This is a genomic window from Oleiphilus sp. HI0086 (assembly GCF_001635225.1).
Window position 1 is genome coordinate 1 of record NZ_LWFZ01000342.1, and the last position, 23,108, is coordinate 23,108.

Here is a 23,108-nt window from a genome sequence, read left to right on the forward strand (position 1 = left end):
ATGTTGCGGGGCAGTTGGCGCTCAAGAATGCAAAAGTACTTATTATTGGTGCGGGTGGCTTGGGTAGCCCGGTTGCGATGTATCTTGCAGCAGCAGGTGTTGGCTGCATAACTATCGTTGATGATGACCATGTTGATGTTTCCAACTTGCAGCGCCAAATTCTACATGGCGAAAGCTCGTTAGGAAAAATGAAAGTAGACTCCGCGGCTGAAATGCTTGGCAATATAAACCCTCATGTTGAAGTGAAGGTACTTGCCAAACGTCTGGATGAGGAGGGGTTACGGTCTGCTGTCGCCAGAGTTGACTTGGTTTTGGACTGCAGCGACACATTCACAACTCGATTCTCGGTCAATAGAGCATGTGTCGAAGAAGCAAAGCCTCTAGTGTCTGGTGCCGCGATTCGAATGGAAGGGCAGGTAAGTGTTTTCGATATGCGTGACGATGAAGCACCGTGTTATCAGTGTTTGTATGCTGAAGGGGATGACGAGCAGCTTACCTGCTCAACGTCAGGTGTTATGGCGCCGTTGGTTGGCATTATAGGGAGCATGCAGGCAATGGAGGCTATTAAGGTACTGAGTGGCCTAGGATGTTCTTTAAAAGGGCGCTTAATGATGCTGGATGCTACTTCGATGGAGTGGCGGACGTTGAAACTGAAGAAAGACTCAGGCTGTCAGGTCTGTGGTAAATAAGTAAAACGGACTCTTGATTCGACTCAAGTAAAGCTAGATCAATTTGGTATTTTTAGTGAAAGATATTGCTTAATTACTATTTCCTTCCAATAATGAAAGTATACGGAGGAGTGGAGTGATGAGAGAGATTACATCGAAGCTAGGCTTGCTGGTATTGCTTTTTTCAGTAGGGAACGTTAGCGCAGAGACTCTTAAGTTCAGTTATTGGGATGATGCGAAGCCACCTTTTGTTATTGAACATGATGGTGTAGTCCATTCTGGCATTATCAAAGATCTGGCCGACCAGATTTCTTCCGAAGCGGGATTGCAAGCCGAGTTTGTGAAACTTCCAGTCTTGCGAATTGAGCAACAATTGCAGTCAGGTGACATCGATGTGGATTGTTTGACGAGCCCTATTTGGAAGGAATTACCTTCTTCCTATCATTGGTCCCCTGTTTTATTTGATGGGGCAGACAGATTTCTTGTTCGTCCAGAACTTAGCTTGAAGCTTCATTCATACAATGACCTTAAAGGAACAACTCTAGGAATCTATAACGGTTATGTTTATCACCCTGAAGTGATGAGCCTGATTAAGTCTGGAGACGTAGCGACAATCAAGCTGAAGGGCTTGGAGCATGGGATTCACTTGCTGCAATTGAAAAGGCTAGATGTGCTGATTGATTTCGGGATTTTGCTCAAGTATCAACTTCGAGAAAGAAAATTGAATGAGCAGCTTGTATTGGCCAAGCTGCCTGCAGACGAATATAAACTTCATTGCGCCTATTCAAAACAAATTAAAAATAAGATTGCGCCAAAAACACTCGATATGCTTATTGAAAACCTCGTCAGAACCGGTGAGCTTGATCGAATTCTAAAACGTTATCAGTGATCCACTTCATTAGATAAATTGCTGCTTTATTGGCTTGCGGCATACTGTGTTGATCGAAACTGGCTCAAACTATAATCTCTTGTATAGAATTCAGGGTGAGCTAAGGGCGCTAGTTGGATAGGTAAGGCTACTTTTGCGAGTGACAGGTTTTTCAGCAAGAAAGGGCCTTCTTCCTGAGCGTCATGAATCATTAAGCCATCGAACTCCAAAGGTATCCAATGCTTGCCAGGTGCAAGCTCACCTGAATGTTGGGTTGTGCCAATAGGTGTATTACTGGCGCTATAGAGCGAGGCTTGAAAGTAAAAACGGTTTTTGCTGCTGACGCTAATTTCGGTCTCTATTAATAAATTCCCTTGCGCATTGAGCTTATCTCGAAAGTTTCCGGTCAGCTCTAGAGCCGGTTCTGAAAGAGTGAAAGTAATAGCGTCTGCAAGTTTGTTGGTTTTGTTAACGATTAGTACTTTATATAAACCAGCAATTTTTTCTGCATCAATATCAATTCGATATTCGTAAATGCCGTCCTGATTTTCGTCAGTGAACTCAAACTGTTGCAGGTTCGAGCTTTCATTGTAGATTAGTTGGCCCAGAAACTGGCTTGGAATTGGTGCTTGGTTCGCGTCCTGAAGGCTTGCATAGATGGTTGCTATGTCTCCATGAAGATAGTATTTCTTATCGCTCCAGATTGTTAGTGCAGTATGAGTCTCTTCATCAAGGCTGGTCCGTTCATCAATTGCGTAGCGCTTCTCGGTGGGGTCTTGCTCAGCTGAGCTGATTTTTTGGTTATAGTCTGGGTAGCGGGTAAAGCGATTGTGATCATCAATGATTGCTTCATGTAGTGCAGTTTTTTGCTGGATAGCTTTAATTCTGTCGATGGGGCTCAAGGGCGCTTGCTGCTCGAGAACTTCTTCCTGATCTTCGGTTTCATTGATGTCGGTGCTTGGTAGTTTGGATGGTATTTTTGCTATGACATTATTATTTTCAGTTTTTTGCTGAGCCTGATCAGCAGAGGTCTTACTAACGACAGCAAGCTCGGGCGTGTCTGTGTTTGAGCTGTTGAGCCATAGAAGCCCGCCAATTGAAAGAATTGAAACAAGTGAGATTGTTATTGTTTTGTGTTTCTGCATTTTGGTTAACTCTTAGTTTAGGCGCTTGGTGACTTGGAGGGTAACCCTGGAACTAGCCGTGTAGTTCCAGGGTTCAGTCTATCTCTTGATTTTGCTTATCTTAGTTTGCAGTACAAGAGTCTATGCGGCCGGCCATGTTGCGTCCATTGCCGCAAGATAGGCCGTTTTCGATGGAGGTGTAGCTTGGAGAGTTTATGCCTCCGTTTCGTTCTGCATCGTGGTCGGTATAAACACTCGCCATATTATAGGTGCGCGGTGTGCCTTTATTGCTGTTATTACACTTGAAGGTCGGGCTGCCGTAGGCAATACCAAAGAATGTTTTGTAGGTATTCAGGTCGTCCCAAATATTGCGCTTACCGGAACCTTCACAGCTCATTTGCGATGCCAGGTTGATATAACCATCATCTTCGCCATTAAGCATAGCCGCAGATGCGCCTTCAATACCAGGGAAGCTCTTGTAACCGCCCATAACATAAACCGGAGCAGCTAGGTTGGAACCAATATAATTCTTAACAGTGTAAGAATCGTTTGTTTGAAGCCATTGTACACTTGGGTTGCAGTCTTTACCTAAGAATGCCGCGTTTATAAGTGCATCTAACCAGTTGCCGTTACAAACTCGGTCAGCACCTTCGGTTCCGGTTATTGCGCCGCCAAGCGTGAAAATCCCGAGAATGTCGTTCATGGCGGATGCATAATCAACACTAACGGAACCAGAGCTTGTGTAAGCCGTATTGTAGTTGGGTGCGCCTGAGACCGCATTACCGGCGATAAACATCATCTGCTGAGCGCCCTGACTATGCGATACAACCCAAAAGTCGTCATTGGCCGAGCATTGAGTGCCAGCTTGAGGGTGATTGAGGCCGTCTCCGTTACCTTGCTTGATAGAAATGATCTGTCGAGCAATTTCGCCAGAGGTTTCGTTTCTCCAGTAAGGGTAGCCGCTTTCGTCGGTTGAGTCGTAACCAACAATGGCATAATTGTCGCCAGAGCTCAGCAAGTCATCCATAAAGTCAGCACCGTTATAGTTGCTGAAGTGGGATGTTCGCCAAGAGTCGAGGGCATTGATTTTGATGTCGCCTTGGGTTCCGTGCCCGTGAACCATTATATAGCAGTTGTCGGCAGCCATCGCTTGCCCTGATCCCCATAATAGAGATAAAGAAAGCGCGCAGGTGGAAAGTATAGATTTCTTAGTTTTAAACATAGTTAGGACCTTTCGATATGTATATTATTTTTATTTTGCGTCCTGCGGACAAAGTACAACAGACACTTTATCTGACCATTATCTGAGAAGAGAGGGCCGTCCTGTTTTTACTTGATCATTATTTATCGGGAATGGTAAGAAGACCATGACAGTAGAGGACAGAGTATTGGCATTTTTGGCAATAAATATAGGGCAAGCACTTAGGCTTACCCTATAGACTTTTATGCCTGTTTAGTCAGAAAAATTGGCAGCAACGTAGTCTGCAAGACGGGAGCGTTCAACGCTTTGTAGTGTGATGTGAGCATAGTGTTCCCAGTTTCGCATGCGGTCCATTGCAAAGCTGAAGCCACTCGTTGAGGCCGATAGATAGGGTGTATCAATTTGCTTTAGGTTGCCAATCGCAATGACCTTAGTGCCTGGACCAGCTCGTGATATGAGACCGTGCATTTGTGCAGAGGTCAGGTTCTGGGCTTCATCAATAATGAAGATCTTGTCGGAGAAACTTCGGCCTCTCATAAAACCGGAGCTTTTTATTTTTACGCGGCTTTTTAAGAATTCAACACTCGACTTCCTTTCGAAATCGGTGCCGTTGGGGTTGGCGCTCAATGTTTCCAAAGCATCGGTGATCGCGCCCATCCAAGGGCCGATTTTATCTTCTTCTTCGCCGGGTAAGAAGCCGATATCTTCACCCATTGGAACCGTGGCCCGAGTGACAATGATTTCATCATAAAACTTATCTTCGTACACCTGGTGTAGTGCCGCAGCTAGGGTTAACAGAGTTTTACCTGTCCCGGCTTCTCCGGCGATGGTGACGAAATCAATTTCAGGATCAGTGAGTGCTGCCAAAGCAAAATTCTGTTCTTTGTTTTTAGCTTGAATTCCCCAGCAATGATATTGAGATTCAAAATCGGGTAATAACTCAATCGTAGCCGTCTGATCGACAACTTGTCTCAATTGGCCGCGGAAAGTTTGATTACTGCTGGAGTCTGAATATATGTGAGTATTGATGCTCCAGTTGCGAACCCAGGGAGCAGTAATGTGATAGGTGATAAGCGTGCCAAATTCCTGAGAATCCTCTCGGTCAATTTTGATATCTATACCAGGCGCTTCCCACATTTCATCGGTAATTTCGACTTGGCCACTAAAGAGTAATTCGTCACCGACATTGGCTACTTGGTCATTTCGGTAGTCTTCTGAAATCAGGCCATGAACGCTGGCCTTAATGCGCATATTAATATCTTTAGTAACTAGAACTACTGCTACGTCACTATTAGCGTAGTTTTCGCTCAGTTGTCGGGTGACAGCAATGATTTCGTTGTCTGCAACCGGCGCACGTTCCTTTTCGAAGGTTTGGAAGAATAGCTTGCCCTCGTGATTAGTAGCCGGATATAAGGTGCAGGAGTCAAGGCTGATGCCTTTATCGAGCTGGTCTATTTCTATGTTGGATAATAGCTCGTCAAGATAACGGTGAGCCTGCCGAGCGTTGCGGGCAATTTCATTTTTGCCTCGTTTGTGACCATCGAGTTCTTCTAATACTCGAAGAGGAATAAACACTGCGTGTTCATCAAACTTGTAAATAGACTCTGGTTCGTGGATTAGTACATTGGTATCGAGTACATAAAGCTTCTTGTTGTGTTTTAACTTACTTTTTACCATACAAAAACCTCTGACTTATGCAACTTAGGGTTGATAGTTAACTGACCAGATTGTGCCATCAAGTGTGATGCCATCAATTAGAGCTAAGCGTATTTAGCTAGCAGCTTCATCGACGATGACTTTGAGTAGATCATAAGTAGTAATGATACCGCTCAGGTCTTCACCTTTTTTGACAAAAACGCGGTGTAAATGCTCCTCCATCATTAGTTTAGCGACGTCGACAATGGCTGTTTCCTCGTCGACGGAGAAAATTATTGGGGTCATAATATCGCCTACTTCTACTGGAAGTTTGGCCATGCCTTCAAAAATCATCATACGTAAGCGTCTTGCTTCGAGCTTCTCTTCTTCGCTGAGCTGTTCCTCATAAGAGCTATCAACAGAATTTAAGTGGAAGTCGGCAATATCTTTAAGTGTAGCAATGCCAATAAGCTGCCCTTCTTGATTAGCAACGGGGCTGCCAGAGATATTGTTATCAGATAAGAAGGCAGAAAATTGCTGCATGGTCCAGGATTGTGGGACAGATTTGACGTGTGGAGTCATAATGTCGCGAGCGTAGAGTTTATTTAGCTTTCCTGAAGTGGTGTTGCCAGTGTTCATGCTATGGGGTCATTCCTTTACTTAAATTCTACAGTAGTAACTTAAAAAAAAGACCTCCGAAGAGGTCTTGGTCTTAATCTTCTGGAAGTGTAACGTTTAGTTCCAGAATTGAGCAATCATCGTTTTTATCTAGCTGTACCTGAACTTGTTCTTGATCGACAGGTACATATTTTCTTATCACCTCGAGAATCTCTTGTTGGAGCTGAGGTAAATAATCAGGTTGTTCACGTTTACCTCGTTCATGTGCGACGATGATTTGTAAACGTTCTTTAGCGATTGATGCAGTGTTCTTTTTGCTGCTTTTAAAGTAATCGAAAAAACTCATGCTGTTGTAGACCCCTTAAACATACGTTTAAAGAAGCCCTTTTTCTCTGTTTGCAAGAAGCGATGAGGCAGCTCGTTACCTAGCAGTCTCTCTACAGCATCCGAGTAGGCTTGTCCGGCATTGCTTTCTTGGTCGTGAATAACAGGAACCCCTTGGTTTGAAGAGGATAGTACTGCCTGAGACTCAGGTATAACGCCTAGTAGTTTCACGGCCAGAATATCTTTTACATCTTCTACATTAAGCATTTCGCCTCTATCGACTCGCTCTGGGTTATAGCGAGTTAGTAGCAGGTGCTCTTTGACGGGTTCTAGTCCTTGCTCGGCACGTCGAGATTTACTGTTCAGGATACCAAGGATTCGGTCAGAATCCCTGACTGAAGATACTTCAGGGTTTGTGACGATAATCGCTTCATCGGCAAAATACAGAGCCATCTGTGCGCCGTGTTCAATACCGGCAGGTGAGTCACAGATAATGAAGTCGAAAGTCTTGGCAAGTTCAGATAGAACTTTTTCAACACCATCTTCGGATAGGGCATCTTTATCACGAGTCTGAGACGCTGGCAGGATGTACAGATTTTCAACCTGCTTATCCTTGATAAGTGCTTGGTTAAGTGTCGCTTCGCCATTGATGACATTTACGAAATCGTAAACGACGCGTCGTTCACAGTTCATAATTAAGTCCAGATTTCGTAGACCTACATCAAAATCAATGACTACTGTTTTTTTGCCCTTAAGGGCCAGACCTGTTGATATGGACGCGCTAGTGGTGGTTTTACCTACGCCGCCTTTTCCAGAAGTTATGACAATCGTCTTAGCCAATTTTATATCCCGTCTTACTAATTGTGTGTCGTTAAAAGGTTACGGTACAGCTTTGTTATTTGTATTCGGAAGTCCTTTGTAAGTGCTGTAATCCAGATCCGTTTTCGTTATATTTCAAGTTCTTTAAAGCTTAGTGTCTCGTTGCTTAAATAGACTTGAGTTGGTTTTTTTAGTGCTGCTTTATCGATATCTTCGCTGATTTTGTATTGCCCGGCAACAGAAACCAGTTCTGCTTCAAGGCTGTGGCAGAAAATTCGAGCATTCGTATTGCCCTTTACCCCTGCTAAGGCGCGACCGCGCAGTGCGCCATATACGTGAATATTACCATCAGCCAAGATCTCTGCACCGGCGCTAACCGGCGCAAGTATGATCAAATCTCCATCGGCAGCATAAACTTGCTGGCCTGAACGGATAGGGGTGTGAATGATTTTGCTTTGCTGAGGTGCTTGTTGAACGACAGTTTTAACCACTTCGACTGTTTCAACTTCTGTATGTACGACCTCTTTTACCTTAGCCTCTGGCTTTTCTGGTGCTGGCTCTGCCTGTCTTTCTTTCTGTTTTGCCAGTAGCCCTAAGCCTGCCTCTTTTGCAGCTTGCTGGTGCTTCTCTAAACCGCCCCTAACTGCCACTGCTTTAATCGAAAACTCACGACATTGGTTGATCAGTTTGTCAAAAGGAACACTGTCTTCTTCAGTAAGCTGTTCGATGTCAATGATGACAGGGAGGTTCTCGAAAAAGCCAGGGGCTTGTGTTGTCTTTGCTGAAAGCTCTTGCTGAATTTGAGCTTCGTCATAGTAGGCCAATTCCAGAACGGTCATCGGCAGTAAAGAGCCTTTAAGCTTTAGGCAGTTGCCAGATGAGCGAGTGGTAGAAGCGGTAGATTCAGGTGTCGCCTGATCGTTAGAGTTGGAGCTGACTGTGGCGCTAGACGTCATTGAGTTACCTGAGCTTGGTTTCTGTGCAATCAGGCCCGATTGTAAGCCAGTTGAGTCACGCACAGATACTTAAATTACAGTTATTGTTTGTGTCATGCCGCAGTTCGAATTAGAGTGCGGTTGATATAGTGAAATATCTTAACATGAGATTGATACTTTCGCTCGAATTTTTAGACTTAATGTGGGACACTTTCGCTCATTATAAAACTGGCCGCTTTTTATAGAGTCCTTAATTAAAAAAGGTAACCATGACCAACGAAATTATGTCTTTTGAAGACGGAGTTGAACAGGTTTCGCTTCGTGAATACACCGAGAAAGCTTATTTAGACTACTCAATGTACGTCATTCTTGATCGTGCATTGCCACATGTTGGGGACGGCTTGAAGCCTGTCCAGCGTAGAATCGTTTACGCTATGTCCGAATTGGGCTTGAAGGCGACAGCCAAGTACAAAAAGTCTGCTCGTACGGTGGGTGATGTCTTGGGTAAGTTTCACCCTCATGGAGACAGTGCTTGTTACGAGGCAATGGTCTTGATGGCGCAGCCCTTCAGTTATCGCTACCCCCTTATTGACGGACAAGGAAACTGGGGTTCTCCGGATGACCCGAAGTCTTTTGCTGCGATGCGATATACCGAGTCAAGGCTGGCTCCTTACGCAGATACACTTTTAGCTGAGTTAGGTCAGGGCACCGTAGAGTGGGCGCCAAACTTTGATGGCACCATGGATGAACCTAAAACTCTGCCAGCACGCTTACCTAATTTGCTATTAAACGGTACCACGGGTATTGCCGTGGGTATGGCAACTGATATTCCACCACATAACCTTAGGGAAGTGGCGAGTGCTTGTATTCGCTTACTTGATGACAGCAGTGTCAGCAATGAGCAGCTTGCTGAGAATGTTCTGGGGCCGGATTATCCTACTGGTGCCGAGATCGTGACGCCTCGTACTGAGTTATTGAATATCTACGAAACGGGCAGAGGCTCGATTCGTATGCGTGGAATTTACCACAAGGAAAACGGCGATATTGTGGTAAGTGAATTACCGCACCAGACTTCCGGGGCTAAAGTACTGGAGCAGATCGCTTCGCAAATGCAGGCGAAGAAGCTGCCAATGGTTGCCGACTTACGAGATGAGTCTGACCATGAAAACCCAACCCGTTTAGTAATTGTTCCACGTTCTAACCGCGTTGATATTGAATCTTTAATGGGTCACCTTTATTCAAGCACCGATTTGGAAAAAACCTATCGTGTTAACTTGAATATGATTGGTATCGATGGCCGCCCGGCAGTGAAAGGCCTGAAGGTTATTTTAACTGAGTGGCTTAGTTATCGAACAGATACCGTAACGCGTAGACTTAAATTTAGGCTCGATAAAGTCGAGAAGCGACTACACCTCTTGGATGGGCTATTGGTCGCCTTCCTGAATATCGATGAAGTAATCCATATCATTCGAACAGAAGATGAGCCAAAAGCTGTGTTAATGGCTCGCTTTAATCTGACTGAAGTTCAGGCAGACTATATTCTGGATACCAAGTTGAGACAGCTCGCTCGACTTGAAGAAATGAAGATTCGTGCCGAGCAGGAAGAACTTGAAAAAGAACGTAAAGAATTGAAGAAAATCCTAGGTTCTTCAGCTTTGATGAAGGCCTTGATTAAAGAAGAATTATTGGCCGATGCAGAAAAATACGGCGATGATCGTCGCTCCCCAATCGTTGAGCGGCAAGAAGCAAAAGCTTTCTCAGAAGCTGATTTGATTTCATCTGAACCCGTGACGGTTGTCTTGTCAGAGAAAGGTTGGGTGAGATCGGCTAAAGGTCATGATATTGATCCGGCAGGGCTGAATTATAAGTCGGGTGATGGCTACGCTTTATCGGCCAAAGGTAAGAGTCATCAAGGTGTCGTGTTTATTGATTCTACCGGGCGTTCCTATACCGTGCCGACACATAGCTTGCCGTCAGCAAGAGGCCAGGGAGAGCCCTTGACCGGTAAGATCAACCCGCCTTCGGGCGCAACGTTTAAAGCGGTCGTGCTTGGTGAACCGGATCAGAAACTATTGATGATGAGCAGTGCTGGCTACGGCTTTATTAGCAATATTTCTAACTTGCAGAGCAAGAATAAAGCCGGTAAGGCTGCTTTGTCCTTGCCTAAAGGGGCGGAAGTTATGTCTCCTCAAATGCTAGGCACTGTTGAGGGCAATTATATCGCAGCAGTGAGTAACGAAGGACGGATGTTGGTCTTTCCCGTGAAGGATCTGCCAGAACTGGCGAAGGGAAAGGGTAACAAGATAATCAGTATTCCTTCTGCTCGAGTTCAAAGTGGTGAGGAGTGGTTGGTGTCCGTGGCAATTTTTGCTGAAGATGATCATTTAGTGATTCATTCAGGCAAGCGTCACTTGAAGTTAAAATTCTCAGACTTAACGCATTATGTCGGAGAACGTGGCAGGCGAGGGCATAAGCTTCCTAGAGGGCTGCAGAAAGTTGATCGCATGGAAGTTGTAAAAAATGAGCCTAAGCAGGCAAAAGGTGAAGTAATTGAGTGAAATTATTCTGATTAATGTTTCAGGGCGTGATAAGTCCGGCTTAACCTCTGAAATTACAGGTATTATGGCGCAATATGAATTGAATATTCTGGATATTGGCCAAGCTGTTATTCATGATCACCTTACCTGGGGGATTCTGGTTGAAGTGCCAAATGAAGGCAGTTCTTCTGGAGTGATGAAGGAGCTTTTGTTCCGTATGCACGAGCTGAACCTCCAAGTTACTTTTCAGGCTGTGAGTGCTGAAGAGTATATGCATTGGGTCGAAGGAAAGGGTAAAGCGCGCTATATCGTTACCTTGCTTTCTCGCCTGATCACTGCAGAGCAAATTGCTAAAGTCTCTGAAGTGACTGCGGAGCATGATTTGAATATCGACAACATTACCCGACTGTCCGGGCGTCGTGGTTTGGATGTCGATCCTCAGTCGAGCCAGGCATGTTTGGAGTTCTCTGTTCGCGGAAATGTGCCGGATGCTGAGGCGTTGAGAGCTGACTTTTTAAAGATTGCCAGTGAGCTTAACGTCGATATCGCCTTCCAGGAAGACACAATTTATCGCCGTAATCGTCGTTTGGTGGTTTTTGATATGGATTCCACCTTAATTGAAGCAGAAGTGATCGATGAGCTGGCGAAAGAAGCGGGTGTCGGAGATCAGGTGTCTGAAATCACCGAGCAAGCCATGCGTGGTGAGATTGATTTTACTGAGAGCTTTGCTCGGCGTGTTGGTTTATTGGAAGGTTTGAGCGAAGAAGTGCTAAGCAAAGTAGCTGCGCGCCTTAAGATGACTGAAGGTGCAGAAAGGTTGATCTCAACGCTAAAAAGCCTGGGTTACAAGACTGCTATTTTATCGGGCGGTTTTACATACTTTGCTAAAGGGCTGCAGGATAAGCTTGGTATTGATTATGTTTATGCCAATGAGTTGGAAATTAAAAACGGTAAAGTAACGGGGTGCGTGACGGGCCAAGTGGTTGACGGCCAGCGCAAAGCGGCTTTGTTGGATGAATTAGCCAAGAAAGAAAAAATAGGGCGTGAGCAGGTTATTGCTGTCGGAGATGGTGCTAATGACTTGCCAATGCTGAGTCGAGCTGGATTGGGCGTAGCGTTTAGAGCTAAACCTCTTGTGAAAGAGTCCGCTCGTCATGCGATATCAAACCTAGGCCTTGATGCTGTACTTTACTTGATCGGCTTTAGAGATAGAGAAGCAGAGTAGGATCTTAAGGCTATCGGTATGTTTATTCGATAGTCTTAATTAGCCCTTCTTGAAAGTCTGTTTGTGCAATGGCTTGTTCGCTCGTTTGCGGTTGGGTCATCCAACTTAATACATCATAGTAGCGACGTATGTTTTGCACGTATATGACCGGCTCATTACCACGGGCGTAGCCGTAACGAGTCTGTTTATAATATTTCTTCTTCTGTAAAAGTGGTAAGAATTCTTTTACGTCCATCCATTTGTCCGGGTCTTTTCCGGCTTTCTCTGTCAGAATCCTTGCGTCATCAAGATGGCCGTAGCCCACGTTGTAGGCAGCTAAGGCAAGCCAGCTTCGGTCTGGTTCAGCTATGCGCTTCGGAATCCTGGCTCTAATTTTAGAGAAGTAGCGAACACCACCTTTGATACTCTGCTCAGGATCTAATCTGTTTTTAATGTTCATTTCCTTTGCCGTGATGCGTGTCAGCATCATTAGTCCACGAACACCGGTTGGAGAAGTTGCACGAGGTCGCCAGTGAGATTCTTGGTAGCCCATCGAGGCCATCAGGCGCCAGTCGATGTCTTGCTCTTCTGCAAACTCTTTAAAAGTTTCTTCGTACTTTGGCAGCCGGCTGTTTATATGCCGTATAAAGGTGCGAGCGCCCACGTAATTGAGTTGTCCCAAGTGTCCAAAATAGCGCTCTTTAAGGTTAATAAGTCTGCCATCTTCTTCAATTCGGGATAAGAAGTTGTTTACCTTGTTAATTAAGGTGTGATCTGTGCTGGCAGGAAAGTACCAGCTAATTTGTTGTGCTTCACCAATTTCAAAGGCCTTTTTAACTCGCGGGTAATAAGCTTGGTGAATATCTAGCTCGTTTGAGGTGATGATGGCGTAATCAATTTCTTTGTCTTGTACCATCTTCATCAGGTCAATGGTTTCAACATCAAGAGCTTCCCATTGAAGGGCGTTCATTAAGTCGGGATTTTCATTACGCAGGTTGTTTAATTCTTCTGCGTGATAACTGTCACTTACTACCGCGATACGCTTGTCAATAATATCGCTAATATCTCGCGGTCTAACACTACCGTATCGATAGACGACGATGGGGGTTGTTTCCATGTAAGAGCTGGAGTACTTATATCGATCTGCGCGCGTATCGGAGGCGACCATGCTGGCGATCGCAATGTTGGTATAGTCGTTATCGAGTGCTGACAAAATCTGGCTGCGGGTGGCCGCGACTTTTACATCCAGTTTGAGTCCCGCATCTTCGGCAAACATTTTCGCAAGGTCATATTCAAAGCCAGCGGGGCCCTCTCGGCCTTCATAATAAACGGCTGGAGCGTTGCGAGTGATGATGTGTAATGTGCTGTGCTTATTGATTTTGTCCATCGTGCTGGGCTTTTCGCAAGCACAGAGCAACGAAGCAAGTAAGAGAATGACAAGCGTTTTGCCATAAAGTAATACTTGGTGAGTAGACCGAAGCTTAATTGGGCTCCGTCGAAGACTGGACTGAATAGAACTTTTTGAATAGGACAAATAAATACCTTTTAATCACCAGACTGCTACTGCATGCTTTCCCTTGTTCCGGGGCAGGAGTGCCTCGCTTCAGCGGTGCTGAGCTGTTCCTTTATGTCACTAATTTTATGTATAATCTTTTCAGTAACTGGTCTCTGAGTCAACCTGGAGGGTGGTAAACATTGTTTCAAAATGTACCCGTTTGAGCTCCGTCACGGTCCCCGGATTCACAATTACTACGGCCATTATACCTTCAGATACAATTCTTGGTTAACAGACGCGCCAGTTTCGAGTAGAATACCGCCTCCATTATTTCAACGCTCCTTCGATGAGGTACGCCTTTATTATGTTGGAACTTCGAGGCGCTCCAGCTCTCTCTCCTTTTAGAAGTCATAAACTACTTGAAACCATCCAAGCAGTTATTCCAGAAATCGAATCTGTGTATGCAGAATTTATGCACTTTATTGATGTGTCGCAGGACTTAAATCCTAGCGAACTCAATATCTTGAATAAGCTGCTTACCTATGGTCCAAGTGTGCCCTCTGAGGCAGCGGAAGGCGTTTTGTTTTTGGTTGTTCCACGGCCTGGAACAATTTCACCCTGGTCTAGTAAAGCGACCGATATTGCGCATATTTGTGGCTTGAATCAGGTAAATCGAATTGAACGCGGTGTCGCATATTATGTTCGATCTGCTGAAAAGCTTACGCTCGAACAGCGCCAAACGCTATCTTCGCAGTTCTATGACAGAATGACTGAAGCTGTCTTCCATGAAACGGCGGGTGCCGAGTTGCTGTTTAGACACTCTGAACCGCGCCCTATGAGCAGTGTCGATGTGCTGTCATATGGTGAGAGTGCGCTTGAAGAAGCAAATAAGCGTATTGGTCTGGCTTTGGCTACAGACGAAATAGAGTATTTAACCAAAGCTTTCTGCGGGCTAAAGCGTAACCCGACAGACGTAGAGCTAATGATGTTTGCTCAGGCGAACTCTGAGCATTGTCGTCACAAGATCTTCAATGCATCTTGGGATATTGACGGTGAAGCTCAGCAAAAATCATTATTCTCGATGATTCGTAATACCAATGAGCTGAATTCTGAAGGTGTATTGTCTGCTTATGTTGATAACGCTGCGGTAATAGCCGGATCGAAAGGAAAGCGCTTCTACCCGAACCCTGAAACTCAGGAGTATCAGGCGCATGAGGAAGATATTCATATCCTCATGAAGGTTGAAACACATAACCACCCGACAGCTATTTCTCCATTCTCTGGTGCCTCGACAGGTTCAGGTGGTGAGATTCGTGATGAAGGTGCTACAGGTAAAGGCGCAAAACCTAAAGCTGGTCTGACAGGTTTTACGGTATCGAACCTAAGAATTCCTGGTTTCGAACAGCCATGGGAAACAGATTTTGGCAAGCCTGACCGAATGACTTCTGCCTATAACATCATGCTTGACGGTCCTCTAGGTGGTGCTGCCTTCAATAATGAGTTTGGTCGACCGAACTTGTGTGGCTACTTTAGAACCTTTGAAGAAGAAGTTGCTGGCCCGAATGGTCAGGAAATCAAGGGTTACCACAAGCCTATTATGATTGCTGGTGGTATGGGAAATATTAAAGAGTCCCATGTACTGAAAGGTGACATCGATGTTGGTGCAAAGCTAATTGTATTGGGTGGCCCGGCCATGCTGATCGGCCTTGGCGGCGGTGCAGCCTCTTCGATGGATTCAGGTGCTAGTCATGAGGACTTGGATTTTGCTTCTGTACAGCGTGAAAACCCTGAAATGGAACGTCGTTGCCAGGAGGTTATAGACCGCTGCTGGCAGCTTGATGATAATAACCCAATTGCCTTTATACATGACGTAGGGGCGGGTGGTTTATCAAATGCTTTTCCGGAGCTTGTGAAAGATGGCGGGCGCGGTGGACGATTCGACTTGCGAAAGATCCCTAACGATGAGCCTGGGATGGCGCCACACGAAATTTGGTGTAACGAATCTCAAGAACGTTATGTTATTGCTGTGTTGCCGCAAGACTTGGAGCGCTTTGAGGCGATTTGTGCTAGAGAACGCTGCCCCTACGCTGTGATTGGTGATGCTCTGGAAGAGCATGATTTAACACTGGAAGATCCGCACTTCGATAATAAGCCGGTTGATCTACCCATGTCAGTGTTGTTTGGAAAACCGCCTAAGATGCACCGTTCGGTTGAATCAGAAGCGTTTACTAAGCCGATGTTCGAGTCTAGTCAGATAGATATAAAAGAAGCGGCTGAGCGCATTCTACGTTTACCGAGTGTGGCGAGTAAGAGCTTCCTTATCACGATTGGTGATCGTTCAATTACCGGAATGGTTGCACGAGATCAGATGGTTGGCCCATGGCAGGTTCCCGTTGCTGATGTAGCGGTTACTGCGGTTGATCTTGAAAGCCATACTGGTGAAGCGATGGCGATGGGCGAGCGTACGCCAATTGCGAATATCGATGCGCCGGCTTCTGGTCGTATGGCTGTTGGTGAGGTGGTTACCAACCTGGCGGCTTCATCTATCGAAAAAATCTCTGATATTCGTTTGTCTGCTAACTGGATGGCCGCAGCGGGTCACCCAGGTGAAGACGACAATTTATATAAAACTGTTCAAGCGGTTGGCATGGAGTTGTGTCCTGAACTGGGTATTTCTATCCCGGTCGGTAAAGACTCTATGTCGATGAAAACTGTTTGGCAAGAAGGGCATGAGACACGCACGGTTACCTCTCCGTTGTCTTTGATTATTACCGGCTTTGCGCCAGTCAATGATGTAAGAAAAACACTGACACCTGAGCTGGCAAGTGATCAGGGTGATACTGATCTAATATTGATTGATTTGGCGAATGGTCAAAACCGATTGGGTGGATCGGCTCTGGCACAGGTTTATAAGCAAATGGGTGCCGTCACGCCAGATGTCGACGACCCGGAAGATTTAAAAGCTTTCTTTGCTGTGATTCAGGGTTTGAATCAAGATGGCAAATTGCTGGCTTATCACGATCGTTCTGATGGCGGCTTATTTACAACCCTGGCGGAAATGTCATTCGCTGGGCGTGTAGGTGTTGACGTTAAGCTGGACTTGTTGGCTGAAGACTCCAGCCACTTCGCGCGAGAACTTTATAATGAAGAGCTAGGTGCAGTCATCCAGGTTAAGCAAGGTGATACTGAAGAGGTTCTTCAGCAATTCACTGCTGCGGGCTTAGGTGAGCATACGCTAGTAATTGGCCAGACCAACGAAGACGATAAGATTCGTTTTGCTTTTGATGGTCAGTCAGTTATTGAGGAATCTAGAGCTTACTATCAGAGAATTTGGGCAGAAACGAGCTATCGAATGCAATCGGCACGTGATAATGCCGAGTGTGCTCAAGAAGAATACGATACATTACTGGATGAAAAAGACCCTGGCTTGAACGCTAAACTAAGCTTCGATCCGAACGAAGATATCGTTGCGCCTTATATCAATACTGGTGCCAAGCCAAAGGTTGCGGTACTGCGTGAGCAGGGCGTTAATGGACAGATAGAGATGGCAGCTGCCTTCACCAAGGCAGGCTTCTCAGCCGTTGATGTTCATATGAGTGATCTCTTGGCTGGCAGAACAGCCTTAAGTGATTATAATGCGTTAGTCGCTTGCGGCGGCTTCTCTTACGGCGATGTTTTGGGCGCTGGTGAAGGTTGGGCGAAATCGATCTTGTTCAATAGCAGCGTGAGAGATCAATTCTCGGCCTTCTTTGAGCGTCAAGATACTTTAGCGCTTGGCGTTTGTAATGGCTGTCAGATGATGTCTAATCTTCGTGAGCTGATTCCTGGTTCAGAGCATTGGCCTCATTTTGTGCGCAACCGTTCTGAGCAGTTTGAAGCACGTGTAGCGCTCCTGGAAGTACAATCGTCTCCTTCTTTGATCTTGAATGGTATGGCGGGCTCTCGACTTCCTGTGGCAGTAGCGCACGGAGAAGGGCGAGCTGAATTCGCGAGTGAGCAAAAACTGGCGTCCCTGATGTCGTCTGAGCAATTGGCTTTAAAATACGTAGACAATTATGGGCAGACAGCGACTCGTTATCCTGCTAACCCGAATGGCTCTCCAGAAGGCTTAGCCGGGGTTTGTTCTCAGGATGGACGTGTGACGATTATGATGCCTCACCCTGAGCGTGTTTATCGTACTTTGCAAAACTCTTGGCACCCTAAGGACTGGGGAGAAGATGGTCCTTGGTTGAGGATTTTCAGAAACGCGAGAAAATGGTTCGTTTAACGAACCATTTTTTTTGCCTGGGTTTTGTCTAGAAAGATTGGTTAAATGCTCCGAATTTGGGCGTGTAACAAAATGTTAAAATCTGTATTTCTTTGTGAAAACTGCGACGTCGAATATTTGTCGACTTGATCGATAATTGACCTTCAAATTACGTTTCAAATAACGAAATATTGACAGGCTCTCAAAAAGACAACGTTTTTGCTGGTTTTTATGCACACATTTGAGGCGCTTGCTATATAAGTGAGTAAAAAACTGAGGCTTTCTACACTTTTCTTTGTTGACATATTTAACGTATTGATAATAAAGGGTTTATTTGCTTCGGTTAAAAAAGTGTCAATTTGTATGAAGTTCAGTGTTTATCAGTGTTTAGGGCGTTTTCCCAAAAACTTTCCCCAGAGTTATCCACAGTTTTTGTGGGTAAGTTAAAATTAAATCTAACACTTGTTTGAAACACCTGTATTGGCGGGCTTTACACGTAAATCTGTGTAACCTTAATAAATGAATCAAGTGTACGGTAGGGTATATGGTATGTATAAGTTATGTTTTTTTGTGCCTGTCGAGAATGCGGAAAAAGTTAAGGATGCGGTTTTTTTGACAGGTGCAGGTAGGATAGGTTGTTATGATCGGTGTAGCTGGGAAACTTTGGGGGCTGGACAATTTAGACCTTTATCTGGTAGCAAGCCAGCGATTGGTCAGATTGATGAAATTGAAAAAGTTCAAGAGCTAAAGGTTGAATTGGTTTGTTCGGATGAGTGTATCAAACAGGCCGTGTCAGCATTGAAGCAGGCTCATCCTTACGAAGAGCCTGCATACGAAGTATTTCGTTTGGAGGAGGGCTTCTAGTGTTCCCTAGCTCATTAGCTGATTAAGGCTGACTGGTGTGACTCTGAGCACTTCATCAATGGTTGTTAAGCCATTTGCTATTTTATTTGCGCCGCTTAGCCTTAGTGAATACATCCCTTCTTTAATTGCTTCTTTTCTGAGCTCTGCTACTTGACCGCTTTCGTGTATGTGCCCTTTTAAGCTTTCGGATAAGGGCATGATTTCATAAACGCCTGCTCGACCGCGATAGCCTGTTTGTCGACATTCTTGGCAGCCGACGGGTTGTTGCGCATTTTGAGGCAAAGGTGTTTTCCAAGGTCTGGTAAGCATTTTCCAGTCTTCCTCTTCAAGCTCGACAGGTGTCTTGCAGGACGTACAAAGGGTTCTAACCAGCCTTTGGGCCATCACGCCCAATACCGTTGCTTTTATTAGGTATGGAGGGATGCCGAGTTCCATTAATCGCGTGATTGCGCTGGGTGCGTCATTAGTATGCAGTGTCGAAATAACCAGGTGGCCTGTCAGGGCAGCTTGTATTGCCATCTCGGCTGTTTCCAGGTCTCTTATTTCACCAATCATTATGATATCGGGGTCTTGTCGCATAAGGGCTTTAATGCCGCTGGCGAAATCCAGGTCGATATTTTGTTGGATCTGCATCTGATTGAAGGCAGGTTCTACCATTTCAATCGGATCTTCAATCGTGCTGACATTAACTTCGGGTGTCGCGAGTTCACGCAAGGTCGAATAGAGCGTTGTCGTTTTTCCTGAACCGGTCGGGCCGGTAACGAGAATAATGCCATTTGGCTGACCGGTCATTTGCTTCCAGCGTTTTAAATCTTCGCTAGAAAAGCCTAACTCAGAGAATGAGCATTGTAAGACTTCCGGATCGAAAACACGCATTACTAGTTTTTCGCCAAAGGCGGTAGGCAGGGTTGAAAGACGGAGCTCTATTTCCTTCTCATTGCTGTTACGTGTTTTTATTCGGCCATCTTGTGGTTTTCTTTTTTCGGCGACATTGAGGCGACCTAGAATCTTGAAGCGGCTGGTAACCGCGATGCCTACTTTGGCGGGAAATTCATAGACGTTATGCAGTACACCATCAATTCGAAAGCGTACTTGTGAGATTTCCCGGCGTGGTTCAATGTGAATATCGCTAGCGCGCTGCTCAAAAGCATATTGCAGAAGCCAGTCAACAATGTTGATGATGTGTTGATCGTTAGCGTCCGGGTTGCCTTGCGCGCCAAGTTCCAGCATTTGTTCAAAGTTCTGTGAATGCTGCGAGGAAGTTTGTGCGCCAGCCTTATTAACAGAGTTTGCCAGGTGATAAAATTCGACAGTATATTTTCTTAGATCAGCAGGAGAGACGATGACTCGGCTAATGTTCTTCTTGAGAATGTGCTTTAGATCGTTTTCCCAATGATCAACAAAAGGTTGGGCGCTGGCGATGACGGCTTCTTCTGAGTTGATTTCGACTGCCAGAATATGATGCCGCTGAGCGAAAGCAAGTGACATCACGTTTGCTACTTTCTGACTATCAATTTTCAGAGGGTCGATTTGGAAAACCTCTTGCCCGCTCCATGTAGAAAGCCAGTTAAGCAAGGATTCTATGCTGATGGCTTCCCCGGAAGGTTTACTTAGTTCAGCGTTCGCTATGATTTCTAAAGGGTGAAGCTTTGCCTGCGCACTTCCTTTTGGCGCGATCAGCAGCGCCTTCGCATCTTCCTCACTTAACCACTTATCTTGCTGCAATTGGTGAACGATTTGCCCGAAAGTGAGTGGCTCAGAATGTGAAAATTGCTGCTGCATTAAGGTTTACTCTCATGTAACTAAAGCTAACTGATTAGTTAGCTAATCTAGAATAGCGCTCGGCCCAGAGCGCGTTCCCACTTTATATAAAACATAGCAGATAAAAAGATGTTGACGGTTAATAAAGTGATAACCAGGTCTAAGCCTGCGCCTTGAGATAGAAAGGCTTCGACAACTGCTTGAGTAAAATAGAATAAAACGATAAAACAAAGCCACGTATATGAACGCAGGCTATCTTTAATTAAGCCAGGCAGAATGATCAGCAATGGGGAGAGTTTGACGCTTACGACGACCCAGGGTGAGCTTCCTTCGGGTAGGTAGCTTGGAAGGCTGGTGATGATCATCATTAGAATAAGTAAAAGGTAGGAAGCCCAAGTAATGCAGTAGGCGACTACGTTTTTTCTTGGGCGCTGTGGTGTTTGAGACATTCGGTGTTCCATTACAATTGAGGTGAGCTTGGTGTCGACAGTCCGACTTCACCCTCAAACTTATACCGTAGAGGGCGCTTCGAAGCATATATCGTTTATATAAGTTCGAGTACGTTTTCTGGTGGGCGACCCAGAACTGCTTTGTCGCCTTTAATGACAATAGGGCGTTCGATGAGCTTTGGGAATTTCGTCATCGCGTCAATTAATTGGGCGTCGCTAAGTGTTTTATCTGCTAGCTCGTTGTCTTTGTAAGCTTGCTCACCTTTGCGAAGAAGTTCGCGGGCGCCAATGCCTAACTTACCAAGTATCTCTGAGATTTTTTTGGCGTCTGGCGTATCATCTAAATACAGAACAATTTCAGGCTGGATGCCTTTCTCTTCGATAAGCGCTAAGGTTTGGCGTGATTTAGAGCAGCGAGGATTGTGGTATATTTGTATCGTGTCGGTCATAGTTAATCGTCCAGCGTGGTAAAATTAGATGGCATATTGTAACAGGAGTCAGGCTTGAGAATAAAAACACTTTTGCCCTTTGTATTGTTTCTTTTTCTAAGTGCCTGCTCTGAATCTGTTTTCGTCTTTTCTGATGGTCGCCAGCAAGCGCTAAACTCATATAAGGGGCAGTGGCTATTAATCAATTACTGGGCAGAATGGTGCCGGCCCTGTCTCGATGAATTACCAGAATTGAACAAGTTAAATAAAGGTGAGGCCTTCCAGGTTCTGGGTTTTGACTTCGATAAAGCGAAAGGAGAGCTCTTGGATAGCAAGGTTAAGCGGTTGGGAATAGATTTTCCGGTGCTTGATGCAGACCCGTCTAGCATGTTTTCTCAGAAATTGCCGAGTGGCCTGCCAGCGACAATGTTAATAAACAAGCAGGGGAAGTTTGTTAAGTGGTTAATGGGGCCGCAAACGGCAGAGTCGATCAATAGGCATTTAGGCTTGGAGTAAAAGTAGCTGTTTTTACTCTGAGCTCAAATATTGTTAAGCCAGAGTTGATACGCGCTCTGCTTCTTGGATTACCCGTTTAGGGCACCTGTCCATCACCACTGATATTCCTGCTGCACGTAACTTGGCTGCAGCAGTTTCATTGATGACGCCAATCTGCATCCAAACAACCTTGGGTTGTAGAGTTTTCGGAAGTGCTAGCACTTCGTCACATATCGATGCAGCGGCTTCAGAGTTTCTAAAAATATCGACCATGTCGACCTTAATGGGCAGCTTGGTGATGTTTTTGATTACCGTTTCACCTAACAGATTCTGGCCTTCTAGGTCTGGGTTAATCGGTGTGATTTTGAAACCTTTGTTTTGCAAGAAGTTCATGACTTCATTACTTGGTCTTTCGGGTTTTTGACTGGCACCAACTAAGGCAATTGTTTCAACTGAGTTGAGTAGATCTATCAACTGGTTGTGGTTAAATTGTGTTTTGATAAGGTTCACCAATGCGTCTGATACGGGAATTAAAGTCGTAAAAAATAAGCGCTAAGATGCTTCGACAAGGCCTTAAGTCATGCTAACATCTCAGCTCCTACAATATGTCATCGCGATACCTCATGCCAGCAAAATTTGTTCATCTCAAGTTACATACTGAATTCTCCCTTACCAACGGTTTGGTAAGGATCAAACCGCTGATTAAACAGTTGGTCGATGAGGAGTTTCCGGCGGTCGCGATCACTGATCAATCTAACCTGTGTGCACTCGTCAAGTTCTATAAGTCTACGCGCGGTTCTGGTATCAAACCGATCGCCGGGGTTGATATTTGGCTCGAAAACGAAAGTGAGCCAGACAATCCAAGCCGTCTTACCTTGTTGGCAAAGACTGACAAGGGTTACCTTAATATGACCGAGTTGGTCTCGAAGGGTTTTACTGAAGGGCAAGATTATGGCAAAGCGGTCATCACGAAAGAGTGGTTGAAGGAAGCATCAGAAGGTCTGATTGTTTTGTCCGGTGCGAAAGATGGAGAAATTGGCCGTGCTTTGTTGGCTGGGAGAGAAGACCTTGCTGTTGAGCTCTTGGAGCACTGGATGTCGGTTTTTTCTGATAGTTTCTACCTTGAACTTCAGCGTACTAATCGCCCTAATGATGAGGAATGCGTTCATCTGAGTGTTGCGCTAGCCGAGAAGTTATCGTGTCCGGTTGTTGCGACAAACGATGTGCAATTTCTGGCTGAGTCTGATTTTGAGGCTCACGAAGCCAGGGTTTGTATTTCAGACGGTGAAACACTCGATAACCCAAACCGGGAAAAGCTCTATAGTGACGCTCAGTACCTTAAAAGTGCTGACGAGATGTTGGCCTTATTCGAAGATATTCCCGAGGCCGTTGAAAACACGATAGAAATCGCTAAACGCTGCAATGTGGAAATTCGTT

20 protein-coding genes are annotated in these 23,108 nt (G+C 45.3%); 8 read left to right on the forward strand and 12 right to left on the reverse strand.

From position 1 onward, the window contains the following. Together A3756_RS04335 and A3756_RS04340 are read left to right on the forward strand one after the other, a co-directional pair. The coding region (locus A3756_RS04335; protein ID WP_068552985.1) for a molybdopterin-synthase adenylyltransferase MoeB at positions 1-689 on the forward strand (689 nt) is incomplete at its 5' end. Positions 690-807: 118 nt separating this feature from the next. Further along, on the forward strand, positions 808-1,557 hold the full coding sequence (locus A3756_RS04340) for an ABC transporter substrate-binding protein (RefSeq protein ID WP_068513803.1): 750 nt from the start codon (positions 808-810) through the stop codon (positions 1,555-1,557). 26 nt (positions 1,558-1,583) lie between these two features. On the opposite strand, the gene A3756_RS04345 is transcribed toward A3756_RS04340, so the two are convergent. The 7 genes from A3756_RS04345 to minC form a co-directional block, all read right to left on the reverse strand. Beyond that, positions 1,584-2,681 carry a hypothetical protein gene (locus tag A3756_RS04345; protein ID WP_068513806.1) on the reverse strand — a complete coding sequence of 366 codons (1,098 nt, stop codon included), beginning with the start codon at positions 2,679-2,681 and terminating at the stop codon, positions 1,584-1,586. Between the two features lie 100 nt (positions 2,682-2,781). Continuing rightward, positions 2,782-3,882 carry a hypothetical protein gene (locus A3756_RS04350; RefSeq protein WP_068513810.1) on the reverse strand — a complete coding sequence of 367 codons (1,101 nt, stop codon included), beginning with the start codon at positions 3,880-3,882 and terminating at the stop codon, positions 2,782-2,784. Positions 3,883-4,113: 231 nt separating this feature from the next. Continuing rightward, positions 4,114-5,538 carry a PhoH family protein gene (locus tag A3756_RS04355; RefSeq protein ID WP_068513813.1) on the reverse strand — a complete coding sequence of 475 codons (1,425 nt, stop codon included), beginning with the start codon at positions 5,536-5,538 and terminating at the stop codon, positions 4,114-4,116. Positions 5,539-5,631: 93 nt separating this feature from the next. Then, entirely contained in the window at positions 5,632-6,135 is a 504-nt protein-coding gene (locus A3756_RS04360) for an HPP family protein (RefSeq protein ID WP_068513817.1), read from the reverse strand. A gap of 73 nt (positions 6,136-6,208) precedes the next feature. Then, complete coding sequence (gene minE, locus A3756_RS04365) at positions 6,209-6,460, reverse strand: cell division topological specificity factor MinE (RefSeq protein WP_068513820.1); 252 nt, start codon at positions 6,458-6,460, stop codon at positions 6,209-6,211. Then, a complete protein-coding gene (minD, locus tag A3756_RS04370) occupies positions 6,457-7,278 on the reverse strand; it encodes a septum site-determining protein MinD (protein ID WP_068513822.1) in 822 nt (273 codons plus the stop codon). The genes minE and minD overlap by 4 nt, the downstream gene beginning before the upstream one ends. A gap of 107 nt (positions 7,279-7,385) precedes the next feature. After that, a complete protein-coding gene (gene minC / locus A3756_RS04375) occupies positions 7,386-8,213 on the reverse strand; it encodes a septum site-determining protein MinC (protein ID WP_082865084.1) in 828 nt (275 codons plus the stop codon). A 248-nt stretch (positions 8,214-8,461) separates the two neighbouring features. Here minC and parC point away from each other — a divergent pair, with 248 nt between their 5' ends. Then, positions 8,462-10,750 (forward strand): DNA topoisomerase IV subunit A, encoded by a 2,289-nt coding sequence (gene parC / locus A3756_RS04380; RefSeq protein WP_068513825.1) that lies wholly within the window; start codon positions 8,462-8,464, stop codon positions 10,748-10,750. Further along, positions 10,743-11,954: a phosphoserine phosphatase SerB gene (gene serB, locus A3756_RS04385; RefSeq protein WP_068513828.1), complete on the forward strand. Its 1,212-nt coding sequence runs from the start codon at positions 10,743-10,745 to the stop codon at positions 11,952-11,954. Before parC ends, serB begins: the two co-directional genes overlap by 8 nt. Before the next feature lie 22 nt (positions 11,955-11,976). Here serB and mltF read toward each other — a convergent pair whose 3' ends face one another. Continuing rightward, positions 11,977-13,467 (reverse strand): membrane-bound lytic murein transglycosylase MltF, encoded by a 1,491-nt coding sequence (gene mltF / locus A3756_RS04390; protein WP_197469976.1) that lies wholly within the window; start codon positions 13,465-13,467, stop codon positions 11,977-11,979. 325 nt (positions 13,468-13,792) lie between these two features. On the opposite strand from mltF, the gene purL reads away from it, so the two are divergent. Both purL and A3756_RS04400 read left to right on the forward strand, forming a co-directional pair. Beyond that, positions 13,793-17,695, forward strand: coding sequence for a phosphoribosylformylglycinamidine synthase (gene purL / locus A3756_RS04395; RefSeq protein WP_068552987.1), 3,903 nt, complete (start codon positions 13,793-13,795; stop codon positions 17,693-17,695). A 528-nt stretch (positions 17,696-18,223) separates the two neighbouring features. Continuing rightward, a complete protein-coding gene (locus A3756_RS04400; RefSeq protein ID WP_068511457.1) occupies positions 18,224-18,538 on the forward strand; it encodes a YqfO family protein in 315 nt (104 codons plus the stop codon). Positions 18,539-18,544: 6 nt separating this feature from the next. On the opposite strand, the gene A3756_RS04405 is transcribed toward A3756_RS04400, so the two are convergent. The 3 genes from A3756_RS04405 to arsC all read right to left on the reverse strand — a co-directional run bounded on the left by A3756_RS04405 (position 18,545) and on the right by arsC (position 21,197). Beyond that, positions 18,545-20,320 (reverse strand): GspE/PulE family protein, encoded by a 1,776-nt coding sequence (locus A3756_RS04405; protein ID WP_068511455.1) that lies wholly within the window; start codon positions 20,318-20,320, stop codon positions 18,545-18,547. A 47-nt stretch (positions 20,321-20,367) separates the two neighbouring features. Further along, positions 20,368-20,748, reverse strand: coding sequence for a DUF2069 domain-containing protein (locus tag A3756_RS04410; protein ID WP_068511453.1), 381 nt, complete (start codon positions 20,746-20,748; stop codon positions 20,368-20,370). A 95-nt stretch (positions 20,749-20,843) separates the two neighbouring features. After that, complete coding sequence (gene arsC, locus A3756_RS04415) at positions 20,844-21,197, reverse strand: arsenate reductase (glutaredoxin) (RefSeq protein WP_068511451.1); 354 nt, start codon at positions 21,195-21,197, stop codon at positions 20,844-20,846. A 54-nt stretch (positions 21,198-21,251) separates the two neighbouring features. On the opposite strand from arsC, the gene A3756_RS04420 reads away from it, so the two are divergent. After that, positions 21,252-21,692, forward strand: a complete 441-nt coding sequence (locus A3756_RS04420; RefSeq protein ID WP_068511449.1) for a TlpA disulfide reductase family protein — start codon at positions 21,252-21,254, stop codon at positions 21,690-21,692. A gap of 33 nt (positions 21,693-21,725) precedes the next feature. Here A3756_RS04420 and A3756_RS04425 read toward each other — a convergent pair whose 3' ends face one another. Then, entirely contained in the window at positions 21,726-22,181 is a 456-nt protein-coding gene (locus A3756_RS04425; RefSeq protein ID WP_231872309.1) for a CoA-binding protein, read from the reverse strand. A 113-nt stretch (positions 22,182-22,294) separates the two neighbouring features. Between A3756_RS04425 and A3756_RS04430 the strand changes: the two genes are divergently transcribed. After that, a partial coding sequence (locus tag A3756_RS04430; RefSeq protein WP_156490262.1) for a PHP domain-containing protein occupies positions 22,295-23,108 on the forward strand: 814 nt, incomplete at its 3' end.

Excerpts from the sequence above, each read along its gene's own strand:
- A3756_RS04340 (WP_068513803.1), top strand. The coding sequence starts at position 808 with ATGAGAGAGATTACATCGAAGCTAGGCTTGCTGGTATTGCTTTTTTCA.
- A3756_RS04345 (WP_068513806.1), bottom strand. The coding sequence starts at position 2,681 with ATGCAGAAACACAAAACAATAACAATCTCACTTGTTTCAATTCTTTCA.
- A3756_RS04350 (WP_068513810.1), bottom strand. The coding sequence starts at position 3,882 with ATGTTTAAAACTAAGAAATCTATACTTTCCACCTGCGCGCTTTCTTTA.
- A3756_RS04355 (WP_068513813.1), bottom strand. The coding sequence starts at position 5,538 with ATGGTAAAAAGTAAGTTAAAACACAACAAGAAGCTTTATGTACTCGAT.
- A3756_RS04360 (WP_068513817.1), bottom strand. The coding sequence starts at position 6,135 with ATGAACACTGGCAACACCACTTCAGGAAAGCTAAATAAACTCTACGCT.
- minE (WP_068513820.1), bottom strand. The coding sequence starts at position 6,460 with ATGAGTTTTTTCGATTACTTTAAAAGCAGCAAAAAGAACACTGCATCA.
- minC (WP_082865084.1), bottom strand. The coding sequence starts at position 8,213 with ATGACGTCTAGCGCCACAGTCAGCTCCAACTCTAACGATCAGGCGACA.
- parC (WP_068513825.1), top strand. The coding sequence starts at position 8,462 with ATGACCAACGAAATTATGTCTTTTGAAGACGGAGTTGAACAGGTTTCG.
- purL (WP_068552987.1), top strand. The coding sequence starts at position 13,793 with ATGTTGGAACTTCGAGGCGCTCCAGCTCTCTCTCCTTTTAGAAGTCAT.
- A3756_RS04400 (WP_068511457.1), top strand. The coding sequence starts at position 18,224 with ATGTATAAGTTATGTTTTTTTGTGCCTGTCGAGAATGCGGAAAAAGTT.
- A3756_RS04405 (WP_068511455.1), bottom strand. The coding sequence starts at position 20,320 with ATGCAGCAGCAATTTTCACATTCTGAGCCACTCACTTTCGGGCAAATC.
- A3756_RS04410 (WP_068511453.1), bottom strand. The coding sequence starts at position 20,748 with ATGTCTCAAACACCACAGCGCCCAAGAAAAAACGTAGTCGCCTACTGC.
- arsC (WP_068511451.1), bottom strand. The coding sequence starts at position 21,197 with ATGACCGACACGATACAAATATACCACAATCCTCGCTGCTCTAAATCA.